15 protein-coding genes are annotated in these 17134 nt (G+C 58.9%); 3 read left to right on the plus strand and 12 right to left on the minus strand.

The genetic code is table 11. From position 1 onward, the window contains the following. From ACFOTD_RS14180 to ACFOTD_RS14215, 8 genes are all read right to left on the minus strand, one after another. Nucleotides 1-1542 carry an ABC transporter substrate-binding protein gene (locus ACFOTD_RS14180; RefSeq protein WP_378119770.1) on the minus strand — a complete coding sequence of 514 codons (1542 nt, stop codon included), beginning with the start codon at nt 1540-1542 and terminating at the stop codon, nt 1-3. Nucleotides 1543-1581: 39 nt separating this feature from the next. Then, a complete protein-coding gene (locus ACFOTD_RS14185) occupies nt 1582-2466 on the minus strand; it encodes a carbohydrate ABC transporter permease (protein ID WP_378119772.1) in 885 nt (294 codons plus the stop codon). Between the two features lie 13 nt (nt 2467-2479). Further along, entirely contained in the window at nt 2480-3505 is a 1026-nt protein-coding gene (locus ACFOTD_RS14190) for an ABC transporter permease (protein WP_378119774.1), read from the minus strand. 553 nt (nt 3506-4058) lie between these two features. Further along, the gene (locus ACFOTD_RS14195) at nt 4059-4208 is read right to left on the minus strand and encodes a hypothetical protein (protein WP_378119775.1); all 150 of its coding nucleotides are present in this window, start codon (nt 4206-4208) and stop codon (nt 4059-4061) included. A 365-nt stretch (nt 4209-4573) separates the two neighbouring features. Continuing rightward, nucleotides 4574-6886 (minus strand): helix-turn-helix domain-containing protein, encoded by a 2313-nt coding sequence (locus ACFOTD_RS14200; RefSeq protein ID WP_378119777.1) that lies wholly within the window; start codon nt 6884-6886, stop codon nt 4574-4576. 130 nt (nt 6887-7016) lie between these two features. Then, nucleotides 7017-8291, minus strand: a complete 1275-nt coding sequence (locus tag ACFOTD_RS14205) for a BNR-4 repeat-containing protein (protein ID WP_378119779.1) — start codon at nt 8289-8291, stop codon at nt 7017-7019. Between the two features lie 471 nt (nt 8292-8762). Continuing rightward, nucleotides 8763-9419, minus strand: coding sequence for a bacillithiol biosynthesis deacetylase BshB2 (bshB2, locus tag ACFOTD_RS14210; RefSeq protein ID WP_378119781.1), 657 nt, complete (start codon nt 9417-9419; stop codon nt 8763-8765). Between the two features lie 27 nt (nt 9420-9446). Next, the gene (locus ACFOTD_RS14215) at nt 9447-9791 is read right to left on the minus strand and encodes a YojF family protein (RefSeq protein ID WP_378119783.1); all 345 of its coding nucleotides are present in this window, start codon (nt 9789-9791) and stop codon (nt 9447-9449) included. A 228-nt stretch (nt 9792-10019) separates the two neighbouring features. Between ACFOTD_RS14215 and ACFOTD_RS14220 the strand changes: the two genes are divergently transcribed. From ACFOTD_RS14220 to ACFOTD_RS14230, 3 genes are all read left to right on the plus strand, one after another. Beyond that, a complete protein-coding gene (locus tag ACFOTD_RS14220; protein ID WP_378119785.1) occupies nt 10020-10208 on the plus strand; it encodes a spore coat protein in 189 nt (62 codons plus the stop codon). 12 nt (nt 10209-10220) lie between these two features. Next, complete coding sequence (locus ACFOTD_RS14225; RefSeq protein ID WP_378119787.1) at nt 10221-10532, plus strand: spore coat protein; 312 nt, start codon at nt 10221-10223, stop codon at nt 10530-10532. Between the two features lie 104 nt (nt 10533-10636). Beyond that, on the plus strand, nt 10637-11632 hold the full coding sequence (locus ACFOTD_RS14230) for an LLM class flavin-dependent oxidoreductase (RefSeq protein WP_378119789.1): 996 nt from the start codon (nt 10637-10639) through the stop codon (nt 11630-11632). Between the two features lie 72 nt (nt 11633-11704). On the opposite strand, the gene ACFOTD_RS14235 is transcribed toward ACFOTD_RS14230, so the two are convergent. From ACFOTD_RS14235 to ACFOTD_RS14250, 4 genes are all read right to left on the minus strand, one after another. Next, entirely contained in the window at nt 11705-12295 is a 591-nt protein-coding gene (locus ACFOTD_RS14235) for a DUF2087 domain-containing protein (protein ID WP_378119791.1), read from the minus strand. An 818-nt stretch (nt 12296-13113) separates the two neighbouring features. Continuing rightward, a complete protein-coding gene (locus tag ACFOTD_RS14240; protein WP_378119792.1) occupies nt 13114-14289 on the minus strand; it encodes a sugar ABC transporter permease in 1176 nt (391 codons plus the stop codon). Nucleotides 14290-14301: 12 nt separating this feature from the next. Further along, nucleotides 14302-15822 carry an ATP-binding cassette domain-containing protein gene (locus ACFOTD_RS14245; RefSeq protein ID WP_378119794.1) on the minus strand — a complete coding sequence of 507 codons (1521 nt, stop codon included), beginning with the start codon at nt 15820-15822 and terminating at the stop codon, nt 14302-14304. 98 nt (nt 15823-15920) lie between these two features. Beyond that, nucleotides 15921-17027: a sugar ABC transporter substrate-binding protein gene (locus ACFOTD_RS14250; protein ID WP_378119796.1), complete on the minus strand. Its 1107-nt coding sequence runs from the start codon at nt 17025-17027 to the stop codon at nt 15921-15923. Nucleotides 17028-17134 lie beyond the last annotated feature (107 nt).

The following is a 17134-nucleotide window of genomic DNA, read 5'->3' on the forward strand; positions in this document are numbered from 1 at the left end:
TTATTTTTTGAGACCCGACGTCTTCAAGTATTCCTCGAATTGCTTCGTCACCTCGGCGACATACTTCTCCTCGCCCGCTTCCTTCAGCTTCTCGTACAGACCCGGCCATGTCTTGTCGAAGTCGAGCGTGCCGGTGTTGATGCCCTTCTTGTACTCGCCCCATACCGCGTTCAGGTTGGCGATCTCGGTGACGACGGGCTCGGAATTGAACTTGAAGCCGCCGACCGGATTCAACTCGGCCGTTTCGTTGATTTTTTTCGTTTGCTCCCATACGTCCTTCGGCTGGCCTTCCTTCAGGTAGCTGTTGAACACGTTGCCGAAAATGAAGTCCATGTTCGGACGGTACTTGGAATCTTCCTTCGGCGTGATAAAGCCTTCCGCGCTCTTCGTATAGTGCTCGCCTTCAATGCCGTTGCTGATCAAGTTATACAGCTCCGCGTCGCTGTTCATCAGGTTGATGAGCATCATCGCGCGCTCCGGATTTTTCGACGTGCGGCTGATCGACAGGTTGGTCGTCGCCGAGTAGCCGTTGGTGAACCAGTCGCTGATCGGCACGATGACGACGTCGTTGCCGCCGTTGCGTCCTTTGACTTCGGCTTCGACGCCAGGCTTCAGGACGTTTTGGAAATCAACCGCGATCTGGCCCTTCGCCTGGTAATCCGTCATCTTGGCCGTGGCCGCGTCTTTGTAGATGTAGCCGGCTTTGTACCATTTGCTCGCCAGCCTGAAGGTATTCAGCTCTTCCTCCGGATAGCGGTACAGCTTGTAGGTCGGATCGCCCGACTTGATGAAGAAGTGGTCGTCAAGACCAGGAACGCCCCAGTACGTCGCGTCGTGCAGCACGGTGTTGTAGTAGCCGTTGAACGGAATGATGTCCGGCTCGCCCTGCTTGATCTTCTCGAGGAACGGCTCGATGTCTTCCATTTTCTTGATGGACGCGGTGTCGAGCTGGTACTTGTCGGCGAAGCGCTTCTGGATGATGAAGCCATAGCGGGAGCCGTTGATCTGCTGGTTGGCGACGCCGTAGATCTTGCCGTCGACCGTGAGACCGTCCCACATGTACTGCGGCATATCCGCCTTCAGCGCCGGCGCGTTTTGTTCGATGAGGTCGTCGAGCGGCAGCAGCGCGCCCTTGCGGACGAGCTCCTCCGGCTTGATCAGATAGCCGGTCCACATGATGTCGAACGTCTCGCTGGCGGCCAGCACGGTGTTCATCTTTTGCACGTAGTCGCCCAGTGCAACCGGTTTCAGTTTGACGGTCGCGTTGATCTTCTCTTTGACGATCTTGTTGACCGCGTCTTCGACCTTCTGTTGGTCCGGCTGCATCTGGTTGAGCGGATAGTACCAGGTCAGCTCGACCGGCTTGAGCTCTGATCCGCTCGAAGCCGTCGCCGACGCGCTGGACGCGGCCGGGGACGAACCGCTCGCGCTTGGCGAAGCGGCGGCGTTGCCCCCGTTATTGTCGTTGTTGCCGCATGCCGCCAGCGCGGTTGCGGTCAGCAGCGCAAGCGCCGCCGTGGAGCCGATTTTTCTTTTCAGCATTCCTGTGACCTCCTAGTTTTGTGCTCTGATTCAAATATGTTAACCCTTGAGGGAGCCAACCGTAAGTCCTTTGACGAAAAAACGCTGGAAGAACGGGAACACGATGAGCATCGGTCCGCCCGCCAGAACGGCGATCGCCATCCGCGCGGAGTTGTTCGGGAAGTGCGACAGGTCGATGCCCAGCTGCTGGGCGAAGTCCGAGTTGGCCGTGATGAACTCGATGCTGTTCAGCGTCCGCACCAGCAAGAGCTGCAGCGGCACCTTGTTCGGATCGTCGATGTACAGCATGGCGTTGAACCATTCGTTCCAGTAAGCAAATGCGATCAAGAGGCCCATCGTCGCCAGTGCCGGCGTCGACAGCGGCAGGATGATGCGGAAGAAAATCTTGAATTCCCGCGCCCCGTCGATCTTGGCCGATTCGATCACCTCGAACGGCAGCTTCGACAGGAACCCTTTCATCACCATGATGTTGAACGGCGACAGCAGAACGGGCAGGATCAGCGCCAGCAGACTGTCCTTGAGATGTAAATACTGCGTGACCAAAATGTAAGAAGGAACGAGTCCTCCGCTGAACAGCATCGTGAAAAAAACGTAGAAGGTCGTGGCGCGGTTGTACCGGTAATCCGGACGGGAGACGACGTAGGCGGTCATCGCGGTAATGAGCAGGCTGACGATCGTGCCGACGACCGTGACCAGCAGCGTCACCTCGTAAGCCCGGAACAGAATGACCGGCGAGTCGAGCATGTACCGGTAGGCATTGAGACTGAAGACGCTCGGCCAAAATTGATAGCCGTGCTGCGTCAGCGCCTGTTCGTCCGTGAGGGACACGGCAACGACGAGCAGGAACGGCAGGATCATCAAGACGGAGAGGATGACGAAGAACAGGTGGATAAACGTGCGCGGGATCGGACTTGCTTGCTGCATCTGCGATTCCTCCTTACCACATCGAGTGATCCGGGTTGATTTTGCGTACGATGCCGTTCGCGACGAGCACCAGGATGAAGCCGACGATCGATTGATAGAACCCTACCGCGGCCGACATGCTCACGTTCCCGACCTCGCGAAGCGCCCGGTATACATAAGTGTCGATGACGTCCGTGGAGGAGAACAGGAAACCCGAGTTGTTCGGAATGAAGTAATGCAGCCCGAAGTCGCCGCGGAACATGCCGCCGATCGAGAGAATGAGCATGATGATGATGAGCGGCGTCAGCAGCGGCACGGTGATTTTCAGCGCCATCTGCGCCTTGGTCGCGCCGTCGATCCGGGCGGCCTCGTAATAATCCCCGCTGATGCCCATGATGCCCGCGAAGTAGATCAAGGTCGTGAAGCCGATCGCCTTCCATAGATGAACGACGATTAGAATGACCGGCCAGGGACCCGAATCCTGGTACCAGCTGACCGGCTCGAACCCGAGGGAGATCAGCATCCGGTTGATGAAGCCGTCCGAATGATTCAGGAACGCGTAGGCGATGTAGCCCACGAGCACCCAGGACAAAAAGTGAGGCAGGAACAGGGCCGTCTGATAAAACTTCGTATACTTCGCCTTCAGCTCGTTCATCAGCACCGCCAGGAACAAGGCGCCGAGCGTCGTGATCAACATATAACCGGCGTTGTACAACACAGTGTTGCGGGTGATTCGCCAGGCGGTATCCGTCGTGAACAGGAACCGGAAATTGTCCAGGCCGACCCACTTGCTCCCGAACATTCCGAGATCGTAGCGATAATTTTTGAAGGCGATGATGAGCCCGACCATCGGCAGGTACGCGAAGATCAACTTGTACAGAAGTCCGGGCAGCGACAGCAGGAACAGCTCCCGGTTGTTCTTAAAATGTTTGAGCTCTCTTCGGATAAATGATTTGCGCTTCGGCTTGTGGGCGATGCCGGCTTGCGGCGATGATTGCGCGTCGGCTAATGCGCTTGTGCGGCTCTGGTCGCTCAGGGCGACCGATGCTTTGTTCGGCATGACGAATGCTCCTTCCCTTGCTTCCCTTGCTGCCTTGTTGCTCCGGCTTGCAGGTCTAACGATAGCGCAGCGGGCCGAAATCGCGGTACTGTACATATGCAGGATTCCTGTAAACGCGGGCTGTACGTATGCCAGAATGCTGTAACGGCGCGGCGCGCGGGCTGTACAGGTGCAGTACAGGTCGTATATGGGTCCGGTACAGGTGCAGTACAGGTCGTGCAAGTCGTGCAGGTCGTGCAGGTCGTGCAGGTCGTAAACAGGTCCGATGGAGCGGCCGGCTCCACGAGGAAAAGGGCCAGCCGGATCCGGCTGGCCCTTACTTCAAAGTAACGTCCATGGACGTTACTTTGTCCCCTATCCCGCCGTTATACCGGAAGTAACATCCGTGAACGTTACTTTGATCCGCCAATCGTCTTTTGTCTCGAAAGTAACGTCCATGGACGTTACTACGATCCGCCAGCGCGCACAAAGCAGCCCCCGTCAGCACTTCTTCGCTCAGCTGCCAGGCCATCGCGCCGAAAGTAGTCTCAGTCAGAAATTCTTCGCACATCCGTCAGGCCAGCTCGCCGAAAGTAGTCCCAGTCAGCACTTCTTCACACATCTGACCGACCAGCGCGTCGAAAGTAGTCCCAGTCAGCACTTCTTCACACATCTGACCGACCAGCGCGTCGAAAGTAGTCCCCGTCAGCACTTCTTCGCACATCCCCCGACCAGCACGTCGAAAGTAGTCCCCGTCAGCACTTCTTCGCACATCCCCCGACCAGCACGTCGAAAGTAGTCCCCGTCAGCACTTCTTCGCACATCCCCCGACCAGCACGTGTAAAGTAGTCCCCGTCAGTACTTCTTCACACATCTGCCCGACCAGCGCGTCGAAAGTAGTCCCCGTCAGAGTTCCCCCTCATGTGATCGTCCCGGCTGGTTAAGCGGCGATGCCGGAGCGCGCTGCCGATTGACCTCATTATACGAGGCCGCGCGTCCGGAATATCCCCCCCCAATCTTCCGACTTTCTGTGCAGTTTTAAGATGCGCACTAAAAAAAGCCCGTTCCGGCATGCCGGACGGGCGTCGTTCACGTATTTCGTTCGATGGCGGACTTTAGTCTGTATTCCTTGGGGGTGACGCTGTAACGGCGCTTGAACAGCCGGTAAAAATAGCTTTCGTTGCCGAAGCCGACCCGCTCCATAATTTCCGACACCGTCAAGTCCTGCTGCTCGAGCAGCAGCCTCGCCTGGGCGAGCCGCGCGGTGTTGATCCGGTCGACGACCGTCTCACCCGACTGCGCCTTATAAACCTGGCCGAGGTAGACCGGGTTCATCTTAAGCATGTCCGCGATCTTCTGGACGTTGAGATCCGGATCGGCGAAATGCTTGTCCACGATCTCCGCGATCGTGTCGGCGAGCAGCCGGCTCTTGTCTTCCTTGCCGCTCTGCCGCTGCTCGAACATCTCCCGCGCCACGGCGAGCAGCACGTCCCGCGCTTCGTCCAGCGTCTCGGTGCCGACCAGGCGCCGATTGACCGCGTGAAGGTCGACGGATACCGGATTCAGGTTGAATTGATTGATCTCGCCGAGCGTATTGCTGATCGTCATCCCCATCTGCAGCAGCGCCGAAAACATATTTTCGAAGCTGAACGCGCCGATCGCCCGCTTCCAGCTGTCGATCGCTTCCGTCGTCTGCGCCAGATCGCCGCTCTTGAGCCCTTCGATCAACTGCTTGTCCAGCTCGCCGGGAATCCGGAATTGCTCGTTGCGCTCGTTGGCTTCGATATCCGCCGGCTCGATGACCGCCCCGTAGCCGAGAATCATCCGGTAATCGGACTGGCGGAGCGTCAACGCGTAGTGGCGGGAAATATCGCGATATCGCTCGAACGTGCGGCTTAGGGCGACGGTGAACGAAATGCGGTAAAAGGACATGATCGTCGCCTGCAGCTCGCGGAAGCGTTCGGCCAGCGCCTCCAGCCCCCCGGCGCCCTTGGCGCTGACGATAAATACGAGATGTCCGTCCTTCATGTCCGCGTATTCGCAGCCGTAGTCGCGGCGAAGCAGCTCTTCGCCAATATTGGCGATGGCGAAGGTAAAGAGCGATGCGGAGCTTTCGCCCGACGCCGCGACGAGCGCATCTCTACGGTCGAGCCGGACGACGGCGAGTCTAAGCGCCCCCTCCCCTTCGATGTCGATACCGTATTGCTCCCGGTTCTGCCTGAACTCGGCTTCGGATACGGCCTCGCTCCCGCCGAGCAGGCTGCGCAGATGGTACACCTTGGCGATGTTGCGCTTGGACGCCTCGTCCCGCTCCAATCCCTTCAGCTTGTCGACCATGCCCATGTAATTGGTTGCGATAAGCGTCAGCTCGTCCTCCGTCTGCGGGTGCCCGCGCGGATCCTCGGGAATCAGGCTGAGCAGGCGCCCGACCGGACGATACAGCCGCAGGGAGAAGAACACCGACAGCAGCACGGCGAACAGGACGACCGACAGCATAACCCCGATCTCCGTCCACTTCATCCGGTTCACGTTCCCCAGTACCGAATCGTAGTCGCGCAGGCTCAGGATGCGCCAGTTGTTCATCCCCTTTTCCAGATAAGCGACCTTGTACTTCTTGCCTGCATGCCGGTAAACGAAATCCTCGAGCGTGCTGGACGAAGCAGCGATCCGCGGCATGACCTCGTCCTTGAGCGCCAGCTGCGCCGGAGACAGCGGCTCGCTCGACATGAGGACGTTGCCTTCCCCGTCGGTCACGAGGAGCAGATCCTTCTCCCGGTCGGCCAGCTTGTTAAGCGCCTTCACGTTGTCCAGCAGCCAATCCGGCTTCACGGTCAGGATCAGCACGCTGCCGTTGACCGAGCCGAGCGAAGGACCGTCGTACAGGAAACAGGCGAAAACGTCGATGCCGCTGCCGCCGCCGTCCAGATCGAGCGGCATCAGCTGCAGCTTCGGGACATCCTGGTGCTGCTCAAGATAGCCGCCTAAAACTTCATACAGCCGGCTGTTGTCCATGCCGTGATTGAGCGAGGAGAAAAAGCGCTTCTGGCTCGGGTTGTAAAAAGCGACGGCATGCAAATAGGGCGACTCGGCGACCGTCCGGTCGAGGCGGTCGATCTTCAGGACGCTCTGCCGGTAATCGGCCCCCGCCTTGAGCGCGATCAGCTCGTCGTCGTTAAACAAGGACACCGCCATGTCCTTGACGATGCCGTTCATGTTCTCGATATTGTAGTTGATCTGCGTAAGCAGCTTGCGGTCGGCATCGTTCTGCAGGCTGAGAACCTTGCCGCGGGCGTTGACGTTGAGCAGATAAGCAGTCACCGCCAGAGTGACGACGACGAGCATGAAGCTGAGAAGGATCCGCTGCAGGAACTTGCGCGCGCGAAGCGTTCGGAACACGTTCATAAGACTTCTCTCCCGAAGTGCCATGGTGCACTAACTATAATCGCTCTCTCTTTTTGTTGTCAACGGATGGGAAAAAGGGAGCAGCCAGACGTTTGGCGCGCGTCCGGCCGCTCCCCTGTCTATATGTCGGTCAATTGCGCCCGTAATACAGCTTGAGATTGGCGATATCCGCAAGATACAGGACATCGACGTTGTTCGCGTTCCGCTCGACGGCGAGGCGCTGGATCGGGATGCCCGGCGCAAGCGATGCCACGCTCCAGCCCGTGCCCGATTGCGACGCCATAAAGGCGCGATCCGTCCCGGCGGCCGTCACATAATAGACGCGCGACTGCGTGCCCGTCCAGGTGACGTCGATGGCGGCCGTCGTCTCGGCGGCGTCGTAGACGGTCTGCAGATTCCAGCCGGTCGCGCCGCGCGTCGCCTGCTTGACGGAGAACGTCGTACTTCCCTCCTCGCGGTAGCGGTACGCGATGACCGGCCGGTTTGCCGCGTCGACGGTCAGCTTGGCGCTTTGCACGCCGGGACCTCCCGGGTCGCTGCCGCTCTGCACGTAAATCTCGGTCGGCGCCATCGGCTGCACGATGTCCGCCGTCGTCAGCGATACGGGTACCGCGACGGGCGTACCGTCGGCCTTGGCGAACGTATTCGCGGACGGGCTGTACTTGAGATAGGACAGCTGGTGGCGCAGCGGACTGGCCGCGAAGTACGCCCATTCGAACAAAATGTGCAGATCGCCGTTCGCGTCGAACGCCAGGTCGTCCGGGTACACCGAACGATTAAGCGTTGAGGCGATGACCGCGATCTGACTCCACGTCGAGGCCGCGTTGTCCCAGCGCAGCAGTACGCCGTTGCGCTTGCCGGCAGTATCGAGGCTGGACCGGACGAGCAGGTAGAGGTCGCCGTTCGGCGCCGTCGTCACGACCGGGTACGTGACCTTCATCGTCTGGTCGGGCATATCCGCCGAATGGTTCTGCGGCGCGCCGCCGACCGTATCCGACCGGAAATAATGCCAGGTTGAATCGTGCATGGACGCGAACACGTGGAATCGGCCGCTGCCGTCCCGCGCGATCGACGGCTGGTTGTGGCCGTTGTCGTCGGCGTATTCGGCCACGGCGGTGCCGTTCATGACCGGAATGTTCGACCAGGCCCCCGTCCCGTCGCGCCTTGCGATGTATACTTTGTGCGTGCCCGCGGTGCTGCCCGGCGCGTTGTACGCCATGTAGGCATACTCGAGTCCCGTGCCGTAAGTCGCGAGCGGACTCCACCAGCCTGCCTGGTTGCTCGAGTCCATCGCATACGGCACCTCCGTCAGCGCCGCCGCCGCGCTCCCCGTGCCCATGGGCAGCAGCGAGACCAGCAAGAGCCCCGCGACCCACGCCCTCCATTGCTTTTTCCAATTCATCATTCACCTTCTCCTCTCCATTGCCCGGAATGAACCGCAGCTTGCAGAGCGTTCGCTTCGGCAGCGGACGCCGGTGAAGCGTTTGCATGAACGGCCGCCGGGCTTCCGGCGACAGGCTTATCGTACCATGCGGTCCGCGGCGCGCGTCAGCAACAAAATGATGCAGGAGTAGAACAAAATGAGGGGATTCGGGGGCGGATAGAACAGAATTCTGCTTGAAGAAGGCGATGGGAGCGAGGACCGCGCTCGAAGTATGCACGTAGATCAACAGTTGGCGAGAGCGCGTGGAGTAACTGGCCCAAGCGTGCACGTAGATCAACAGTCGGAGCTTGAAGCGGGTTTGCGCTTAAAAGTATCACGTAGATCGACAGTTGGCGCTTGGAGCGGGTATTGTGGTTCCCGGATCAACTGCTGGCTTGCCCTTCCAGATGCCAGCAGCTTCCCGGGGCCACGCGCCCGAAGGCGCATCCTTGGTCAGGCGAACTTGTACGTGTAGAAACGCTCCGTGCCAAATCGCTCCTGCACTTCGCGGTTCTTGTGCGGATTTTTCTCGAACAGCTGCGGGACGTAAAATTGCGAGCGATGCGACAAAACCGATGCGATCTTCTGCTGCAGGAAATCGCTGACGTCCACCAAGACGTCCGGAGCGCCGATCGACTCCTGATGATTATGCGAAAAGGCGAGGCAGTGCACGGGCGGACGGGCGGACGGCTGCAGCTTGCCGATCGTGCGGACGACGGCGGCGCCTGTAGCGTCATGGTCCGGATGAACCGCGAAGCCCGGGAAAAACGTGATGACGAGCGTCGGATCGAGCTCCGCCATCAGCTCGCCGATTTTCAGATCCAATAGGTCCTGATCCTCGAACTCAAGCGTCTTGTCGTGGAAGCCCAGCAGGCGAAGATCCTGGATGCCGATGGCCTTGCAAGACTGCTCGAGCTCGCCCTTGCGGATCTGCGGGAGCGTGATGCGGTTGGCAAAAGGGGGATTGCCCATATTGCGCGCGCGCTCGCCCAAGGTCAGGCAGGCGTAAGTAACCTGAGCGCCCGCCGCGATGTGCTTGGCCAGCGTGCCCGAGATGCCGAAGCATTCGTCGTCCGGATGCGGCAGCACGACTAGAATACGTTGTTCCATGGATATCTTCCTTTCCCGGTCGTTAGGTTAAAAGGGTTCGCGGCTCAGCTGCAGGGCGACGACCAGCTTGCCCGAGCTGTCGTGGCCGGCCATGATCAGGCGCTCCTCGTCCGTCTCGTCGTAGTGCGTCAGTCCCTCTGCGTAAATCCAGCCCTTTTCCATTTTCAAACCGACCCTGTACGGTCCGTTGCCCGAGATCGAGCCGATGCCGTAACGGATCAGCGCGTTCGTAATGAAGTTAGCCGCGGGATGCTTGGTGCTATCGTTGTGGGCCGCGTAAGCGCCCGTCGTCAATTCCAAATGTATGTACAGGTCCTGATCCTTGAGCGAATCGATCCTGTTCTGTATTTCCACGTTTTGAATCGGTAACATGCCGGCGCCTCCTCCGCTATTTATGATTCAATATACCACAGTCAACGGGACGGCGCATGCGCAAGGCCCCCGTTCCCCCTCGGATCATGCCGATGAATCCCGTCGAATAGGGGGTGACTTGCAAATGAAACCGCAAATCGCGCTCTAAAATTCTCATCTGGCTTGTTTATTCGCATACGAGGATAGGGTATGTTTTTGGTGGCACCCACTATGGAAGGAGCGATCGAGATGGCAAAGGAATTGGCGCTGCACGAGAAGCTTGAGGTCCATGAGATCCTGACGTTAAAAACGTCGTGCGCAACCAAAGCGAGGGCAATGCTCGAGCTGGCGACGGACGAGAAGCTAAAGGCGCTGATCGAACAAGACCTGGTGAATTCGTCCAAGGCGATCGAAGAATTGAAATCCATCTTACAATAAGAGGTGACTGATATGGCAACGACGACGATGAAAAAAGAAGTGCTGCTCAAAGCGACGGCGCCGCTGGACGATCTGGCGATCGCGACCGACATGCTGCTGTCCGCAAAAGCCGCGGTACGCAGCTACGCCATCGCGCTTACGGAGACGGCAACGCCAAAGGTTCATAAAATCCTGAAGGCGCAGCTGGATACGGCGATCGAGACGCATCGCAAGATTGCGGCCTACATGATCGAGAACGAAATGTACCACCCGTACAACGTTGAAAAACAAGTCGAGCACGACGTGCTCAAAGCGGATAACGCCCTGTCTCTCATCAAGGAATAAGCGGCAGCCGGGCGCCTTCGGGCGCTTTTTTTTATGGATGAAAATATGCTACCGTATAGATATAGACGATAAGAAGACGGAATGCGGAAGGAAGGCGTACCTGCATGAAGATTGGAATCCTGGATCAAGCGCCGATCGTAAAGGGCAGCAACGCTCCTCAAGCGTTGCGCAACGCCGAGGAGATCGCCGTCCTCGCGGACGAGCTCGGCTACCACCGGATGTGGATGGCGGAGCATCACAATACCCGCAACTTCGCCAGCACGGCGCCCGAGATCGTGGCGGCGCGGCTCGCCGCGTTGACCAAGCGCATCCGCATCGGCACCGGCGGCGTCATGATGATGCACTATTCGCCGCTCAAGCTGGCCGAAGTGTTCAAGACACTCAGCGCCTTCTCCCCGGGGCGCATCGACTTCGGCGCCGGGCGCGCGCCGGGCGGCGACCATTTCTCGACCCGCGCGCTCGCCGAGGGACGGGCGCATCTGCCTGACGACCTTTACGACAAGCTGCACACGACGATGCAGCTGATCGCCGACCGCGCGCCGAAGGATCCGCTGTACGAGGGTCTGCTGGCCTCGCCTTACGATGTGCCGCTGCCGGAAGCATGGCTGCTCGGCTCCACGGGCAACAGCGCCATAAGGGCGGGCAGGCTCGGAGTAGGCTACTCTTTTGCGCAATTTTTCAACGGTCAAATGACGCGGGAGATTTTCGATGCCTACCGGGACAACTTCGAGCCGTCGTATTTCATGCCCAAGCCGATCATCCTCGTCACTTACTCGGCTACGGTCGCCGAGACTCGCGAGGAAGCCGAGTACATCGCGAAGCCGGCAGACCTGATGCGCCTGTCGCTCATGCGGGGCTCGCTGCAGCCGGTGATGACGCCCGAGGAGGCGCGCGATTATCCACTGACCGAGGCGGATCTTGCCATCATCCGCGAGAACCGCAAGCTTCATCTCGTCGGCACGCCCGCCGAGGTCGCCGATCAGCTGCGCCGGGACCAGGAGCTGTACGGGTTCGACGAAGTGATGATCAATAGCACGCCGCACGGTATGGCCTCGCGATTGAGCGTGTTTCGCTTGCTGGCGCGGGAGCTGCTGCGGTAGGAACAGGTTGGCCGGACAGTCGGATCCGCTTGCGGAATTCGCCTGTCCGGTCGCCTGTCAGATCGCCTGCACTCACGATTTTGCCCACATTTCCGGCGGGTTCAGCTCGTAAACCTCGTTTTCGCGAAACATGAACTGATGCATGATAAACTCTCTTCGGATCGTTGCGTAGTCGTCGTGGTAGTCTTTGATGAACGTGTTAATTTCCGGCTCGCCGTAACGCCGACCCGGCTCCAGTTTGGATGCGAGATGCGCCAGCACGATCAGCTTCTTCTTCAATTGCGCCGGCAAGTGTTTGAGCCTGCCGTCCGTGGTGAAAAAGTTTTTAACGACAGTGTCTTTCAAGCGCGAATCCGCTTCGTTCCCCACGTTGTTCGTCCTCCCTTCTCTATCTTTGTAAATGAGCGCGACAGCCGCGTTGGCGTTGTTTTTGAGAAAGTAATCGTTGAGCGTGAAAAAAATCGAGTTCTTTTCCCTTCGCTCGTGAATGAGACTCGCCTCGCGCAGCTTCGCCGCATGATGCGTGATCGTAGCGGGCGCCAGATGCAGCCGTTCCGCCAGCTCCAGCCCGCTAAGTTCCCCGCCGGCCAGCAAGATCAGCATCCGCAGCCGCGTCGGATCCGCCAGCGCCTTGTGATAGGCGACGACTTTGTCGAGTTGCATGGGTGCACCTCCAACAGAAGATCAGATTAGATTAACATCTAATTAGATGTTAATCTAATCTTAAGAGCGCGTCAAGAAGTTAAGCGATGAGGCGTTAGCGGCTGTCGTTGTGCAGTCGATGCCAATCCTTAAGCCTCTGCCAGCTCAATCGCCTTCTATACAGAAGGCGATGCGTCTTCTCTCGCCTCCGCTGGCCCAATTGCCTTCTATGCAGAAGGAGATGCGACTTATCGCGCCTCCGCTGGCCCAATTGCCTTCTATGCAGAAGGCGATGCGTCTTCTATTGCCTGCTCCAGCCCAATCGCCTACTGTAGTGCAGGCGATGCCTCTCCCTGCACCGCCACCAGCCTAATCGCCTGTCGTAGTGCAGGCGATGCGACTTCTCGCGCCGCGGCCAGCCCAATCGCCTGTTGTAGTGCAGGCGATGCGTCTTCTCGCGCCGCCTCCAGCCTAATCGCCTGTTGTTGTGCAGGCGATGCGTCTTCTCGCGCCGCTGTCAGCCCAATCGCCTGTTGTAGTGCAGGCGATGCGTCTTCTCGCGCCGCCTCCAGCCTAATCGCCTGCTGTAGTGCAGGCGATTGCCTCTCCCTGCACCGCCGCCGGCCCAATCGCCTTCTATTCAGAAGGCGATGCGGCTTCTATTGCCGCCTCCAGCCTAATCGCCTGTCGTAGTGCAGGCGATGCGGCTTCTTACGCCGCTGCCAGCCCAATCGCCTCCCGCAGTAGAGGCGATCCCGCTCCCCGCGCCGCCCACAACTAAAAAGCCGCCCGGTCCCCGCGAATCTCGCGGCGGACCGAACGGCTCGGCCAGCTTGCCCTTATGCTCTCTTCTTGCGCGTCATGACGTCGAAGATGACGGCCGCGGCCAGGACACCGCCGCGGATCATGTATTGGTACGAGATGCCGACGCCGAGCAGGTTCATGCCGCTCGTGAGCGAGGCCATGACGATGGCGCCGATGATGGAGCCGGTGACTTTGCCGACGCCGCCGGCTGCGGATACGCCGCCGACGTAGGCGGCCGCGATCGCGTCGAGCTCGAACAGCGTGCCCGCCGTCGTCGTCGCCGATTGGAGACGGGCGGTGTACAGGATGCCGGACAGCGCGGACAGCATGCCCATCGAGCCGAAGACGATGTACGTGATCTTTTTGACGCTGATCCCGCTCAGGTGCGCGGCTTCCGGGTTGCTGCCGACCGCGTAGATATGGCGGCCAAGCACCGTTTTGGTCGTCAGGAAGTGGTAGATCACGACAACGGCCAGCATGATGACGACGGTCCAGGAAAAGCCGTTGTAGCCGGCGATGATCCAGGTAATATAAGCGATGATGGCGGATACGAATACGAGCTTAACCGCGAAGATGCCGCCGGAGACGACCTCGAACTCGTACTTCAGCTTGTTGCGGCGGTTCGCGAATTCAAAGTAAATGTACAGCGCGATGACGACGAGTCCCAGGATCAGCGACAGCACGCTGAGTCCGCCGACTTCGCCCAGGGACGGAATAAATCCGTTGCCCAGCGCGTTAAAGTGCTCGTTTTTCACGATAATCGTACCGGTCTTCTCGGTGACCATGAGCAGCGCGCCGCGGAAGATCAGCATCGCCGCCAGCGACGATACGAACGCCGGGATGCCGACCGAGGCGACCAGTACGCCGTTGAACATGCCGATGACGACGCCGAGCACGAGGATGACGGGAATCGTTATATAGACCGGCACGCCCCAGTCCGACAGCATGATCGCGGCGATCGCGCCCATAAAGCCGGCGGCGAAGCCGACCGACAGGTCGATGTGCCGGATGACGATGACGAGCGTCATGCCGACGGCCAGCACGGCGGTGTAGCCCGTCATATCAAGCAGATTGCTGATGTTGCGCGAGGACATGAACAGGCCGTCCGTCATGATCGAGAAAGTAAGCATGATCACGAACAGCGCGATATACATGCCGTACTCGCGAATATTCACCTTGATCAGCGACTTGGCTTCGTTAAAGAAATTCATCGGTGATACCTCCTATTGCGTGGCGAGCTCCATGATTTTTTCCTGGGTAGCCTGTTCGATCGGCAGTTCGCCCTTGATCCTGCCCTCGGCCATGACGTATACGCGGTCGCTCATCCCGAGCACTTCGCCGAGCTCCGAGGAGATCATGATGATGCTCATGCCCTCGGCGATCAGCTTGTTCATGATCGTGTAGATCTCGAACTTCGCGCCGACGTCGATGCCGCGGGTCGGCTCGTCGAGGATAAGCAGCTTCGGTCCGACGAACAGCCACTTGCCGAGCGATACCTTCTGTTGGTTGCCGCCGCTCAGGTTGCCGACGATCTGTTCGACGGAAGGGGCCTTCACGTTCATCGACCGCTTATACTCGTTCGCGACCTTGACCTCTTCGTTCTGATTGATGACGCCGCCCCTGGCGATGCCGTACAGATTGGCAGCAGTGACGTTGCTCTTGATGTCCTGAAGCAAGAACAGGCCGTCTCCCTTGCGGTCTTCCGTGACGTAGGCGATGCCCGCTTCGATCGCGTCGCTCGTATGCTTGAACGATCGGCGCTTGCCTTCCATTTGCAGCTCGCCTTGCAGTTTATAAGACTTCGGATTGCCGAAGATGCTGAGTGCCAGCTCCGTCCGCCCCGAGCCCATCAAGCCGGCGATCCCGACGATTTCTCCTTTTTTAACGTGCAGGCTGGCGTTTTTTACGACGTTTCTGCCCGTCGGCGCGTCGTAAGCCGTCCAGTCGCGGACCTCGAGAATCGTATCGCCGAACTTTTTGTTCAAGCGCTTCGGATAGATGTCCTCGATCTCCCGGCCGACCATATTTTTGATGATGACGCCTTCCGTGATCTCGCCATTGGCGGCGTCAAGCGTGCAGATCGTGCGTCCGTCCCGGATGACGGTCGCTTTGTCGGCGATAGAGATGACTTCTTTGAGCTTGTGGGAAATCATGATGCATGTGATGCCCTGGTCCTTCAGTTCGCGGAGCAGTTCGAGCAGGTTCTCGCTGTCGTTCTCGTTGAGCGCGGCCGTCGGTTCGTCCAGGATGAGCAGCTTCACTTCCTTGCTGAGCGCCTTGGCGATCTCGACGAGCTGCTGCTTGCCGACGCCCAGATCCTTGATCAGCGTCTCGGGATTGACGTTCAACTTGACCTTGCGCAGCATGCGCTTGGCTTCGACGATCGTGCGGTTCCAGTCGACGACCGCGCCTCTCTTCACTTCGTTGCCGGCAAAAATGTTCTCGTAGACGGTGAGATCCGGGAACAGCGCGAGCTCTTGATAAATGATGGCGATGCCGGCCTTGACGCTGTCGCCGATCTTGCCGAAGGCTTGCACCTTACCGTCAAACACGATGTCTCCGGAATACGTGCCGTGCGGATAAACGCCGCTCAGCACCTTCATCAGCGTGGACTTGCCTGCGCCGTTTTCCCCGATAAGGCAGTGGATCTCGCCCCGTTCGACCTTGAAGCTGACGTCCGTGAGCGCCTTAACGCCCGGGAATTCCTTGGTAATGCCCTTCATCTCTAAAATATAGTCGCTCATTCTCTTCACTCCTTAGGCGCAGCGACGTTCGGTAACGGCGGAATCGCGATAGACGCATCTATCACGATCCCGCGCTCTAAGCTATTTGCCGGCCGGGATTACAGTCCCGTAAAGTCGCCCGCTTTGTAGTAGTCCGAATCGATGAGCTCTTTCTTCACGTTGTCCTTGTCGACGACGATGACGTCGGTTTGCTTCGCCTTCACGTCCACCTTGCCGTTGTTGTAAGAACCGGTCGTCTCGGGCGACTTGCCGTCGAGGATGTCGACCGCCATGCCCATCGCGTCCTTGACCAGCGTACGGACGTCCTTGAACACCGTCATGGATTGCTTGCCATCGATGACGTATTGGATGGATGCCTTCTCGGCGTCCTGGCCGGTGACGACGTAGCTCGTGATTGCCTTGTCGGAACCGAACACGTCGGCGATGGAGCGAGCCGTGCCGTCGTTCGGCGCCAGGATGGCGACGTCGCCCTTCATGTCGGCGGCTGCGGAGGTCAGATGCGTTTGCGCTTTGTTCTTGGCTTCGTTGGCGTCCCAGTTCGTGGTCACTTGGCCGATAATCTTGCTCATTTGCTCGCGGGTCAGATCCTTCGTATCCTTCAGCGCGACCGCTTCGCTCGAGTTCGCGATCTTGAACGTGCCGTCCGCGATCTTCGGCTGCAGCGTTTGCCATGCGCCTTGGAAGAACAGGAACGCGTTATTGTCGGTAGCTGCGCCAGCGTACAGGTACAGCGGCTCGCCTTGGCCCTTGGCGTGGTCGACCAGGTATTGCGCTTGCGCCGCGCCGACCGCGACGCTGTCGAAGGTGACGTAGTAGTCGACCGCGTCGGTGTTCGTGATCAGACGGTCGTAGGAGATAACCTTGATGCCTTCCTTCTTGGCTTCTTCAACAGCCGCTGCCGCTGCGTCGCCGTCTTGCGGACAGATGATGAGGACTTGAATGCCTTTGTTGATCAGCGTCTCGACGTTTTCCTTTTCCTTGGCCGAGGAGCCTTGGCTGAACAGAATATCCGTCGTATATTTCGTGCCGGACAGCGCATCCTTAAAGCGTTGCTCGTCTTGTACCCAGCGCGGCTCATCCTTCGTCGGAAGCACGATGCCCACGCTCACCTTGCTGCCGGCTCCATCCTTGCCGCAAGCCGCGGCGACCGCCGCGAACATCATGACGACCATCAATAGCGCGATTGTTTTGAATCCCTTTTTCATTTCTTGTAACCCCTTTCGATCTCGTCGGTTTTTCTGACAAGACCAACTATAGCACCGGACAAGCGGCATGAAAGCGCTTATCGATAGCACTCTTTTGCGACCGCCTG

This window comes from Cohnella sp. GCM10012308 (genome assembly GCF_042649185.1).
In the GTDB taxonomy this organism is placed as follows: domain Bacteria; phylum Bacillota; class Bacilli; order Paenibacillales; family Paenibacillaceae; genus Cohnella.

Excerpts from the sequence above, each read along its gene's own strand:
- ACFOTD_RS14180 (WP_378119770.1), bottom strand. The coding sequence starts at position 1,542 with ATGCTGAAAAGAAAAATCGGCTCCACGGCGGCGCTTGCGCTGCTGACC.
- ACFOTD_RS14185 (WP_378119772.1), bottom strand. The coding sequence starts at position 2,466 with ATGCAGCAAGCAAGTCCGATCCCGCGCACGTTTATCCACCTGTTCTTC.
- ACFOTD_RS14190 (WP_378119774.1), bottom strand. The coding sequence starts at position 3,505 with ATGCCGAACAAAGCATCGGTCGCCCTGAGCGACCAGAGCCGCACAAGC.
- ACFOTD_RS14195 (WP_378119775.1), bottom strand. The coding sequence starts at position 4,208 with ATGTGCGAAGAAGTGCTGACGGGGACTACTTTCGACGCGCTGGTCGGT.
- ACFOTD_RS14200 (WP_378119777.1), bottom strand. The coding sequence starts at position 6,886 with ATGAACGTGTTCCGAACGCTTCGCGCGCGCAAGTTCCTGCAGCGGATC.
- ACFOTD_RS14205 (WP_378119779.1), bottom strand. The coding sequence starts at position 8,291 with ATGATGAATTGGAAAAAGCAATGGAGGGCGTGGGTCGCGGGGCTCTTG.
- bshB2 (WP_378119781.1), bottom strand. The coding sequence starts at position 9,419 with ATGGAACAACGTATTCTAGTCGTGCTGCCGCATCCGGACGACGAATGC.
- ACFOTD_RS14215 (WP_378119783.1), bottom strand. The coding sequence starts at position 9,791 with ATGTTACCGATTCAAAACGTGGAAATACAGAACAGGATCGATTCGCTC.
- ACFOTD_RS14220 (WP_378119785.1), top strand. The coding sequence starts at position 10,020 with ATGGCAAAGGAATTGGCGCTGCACGAGAAGCTTGAGGTCCATGAGATC.
- ACFOTD_RS14225 (WP_378119787.1), top strand. The coding sequence starts at position 10,221 with ATGGCAACGACGACGATGAAAAAAGAAGTGCTGCTCAAAGCGACGGCG.
- ACFOTD_RS14230 (WP_378119789.1), top strand. The coding sequence starts at position 10,637 with ATGAAGATTGGAATCCTGGATCAAGCGCCGATCGTAAAGGGCAGCAAC.
- ACFOTD_RS14235 (WP_378119791.1), bottom strand. The coding sequence starts at position 12,295 with ATGCAACTCGACAAAGTCGTCGCCTATCACAAGGCGCTGGCGGATCCG.
- ACFOTD_RS14240 (WP_378119792.1), bottom strand. The coding sequence starts at position 14,289 with ATGAATTTCTTTAACGAAGCCAAGTCGCTGATCAAGGTGAATATTCGC.
- ACFOTD_RS14245 (WP_378119794.1), bottom strand. The coding sequence starts at position 15,822 with ATGAGCGACTATATTTTAGAGATGAAGGGCATTACCAAGGAATTCCCG.
- ACFOTD_RS14250 (WP_378119796.1), bottom strand. The coding sequence starts at position 17,027 with ATGAAAAAGGGATTCAAAACAATCGCGCTATTGATGGTCGTCATGATG.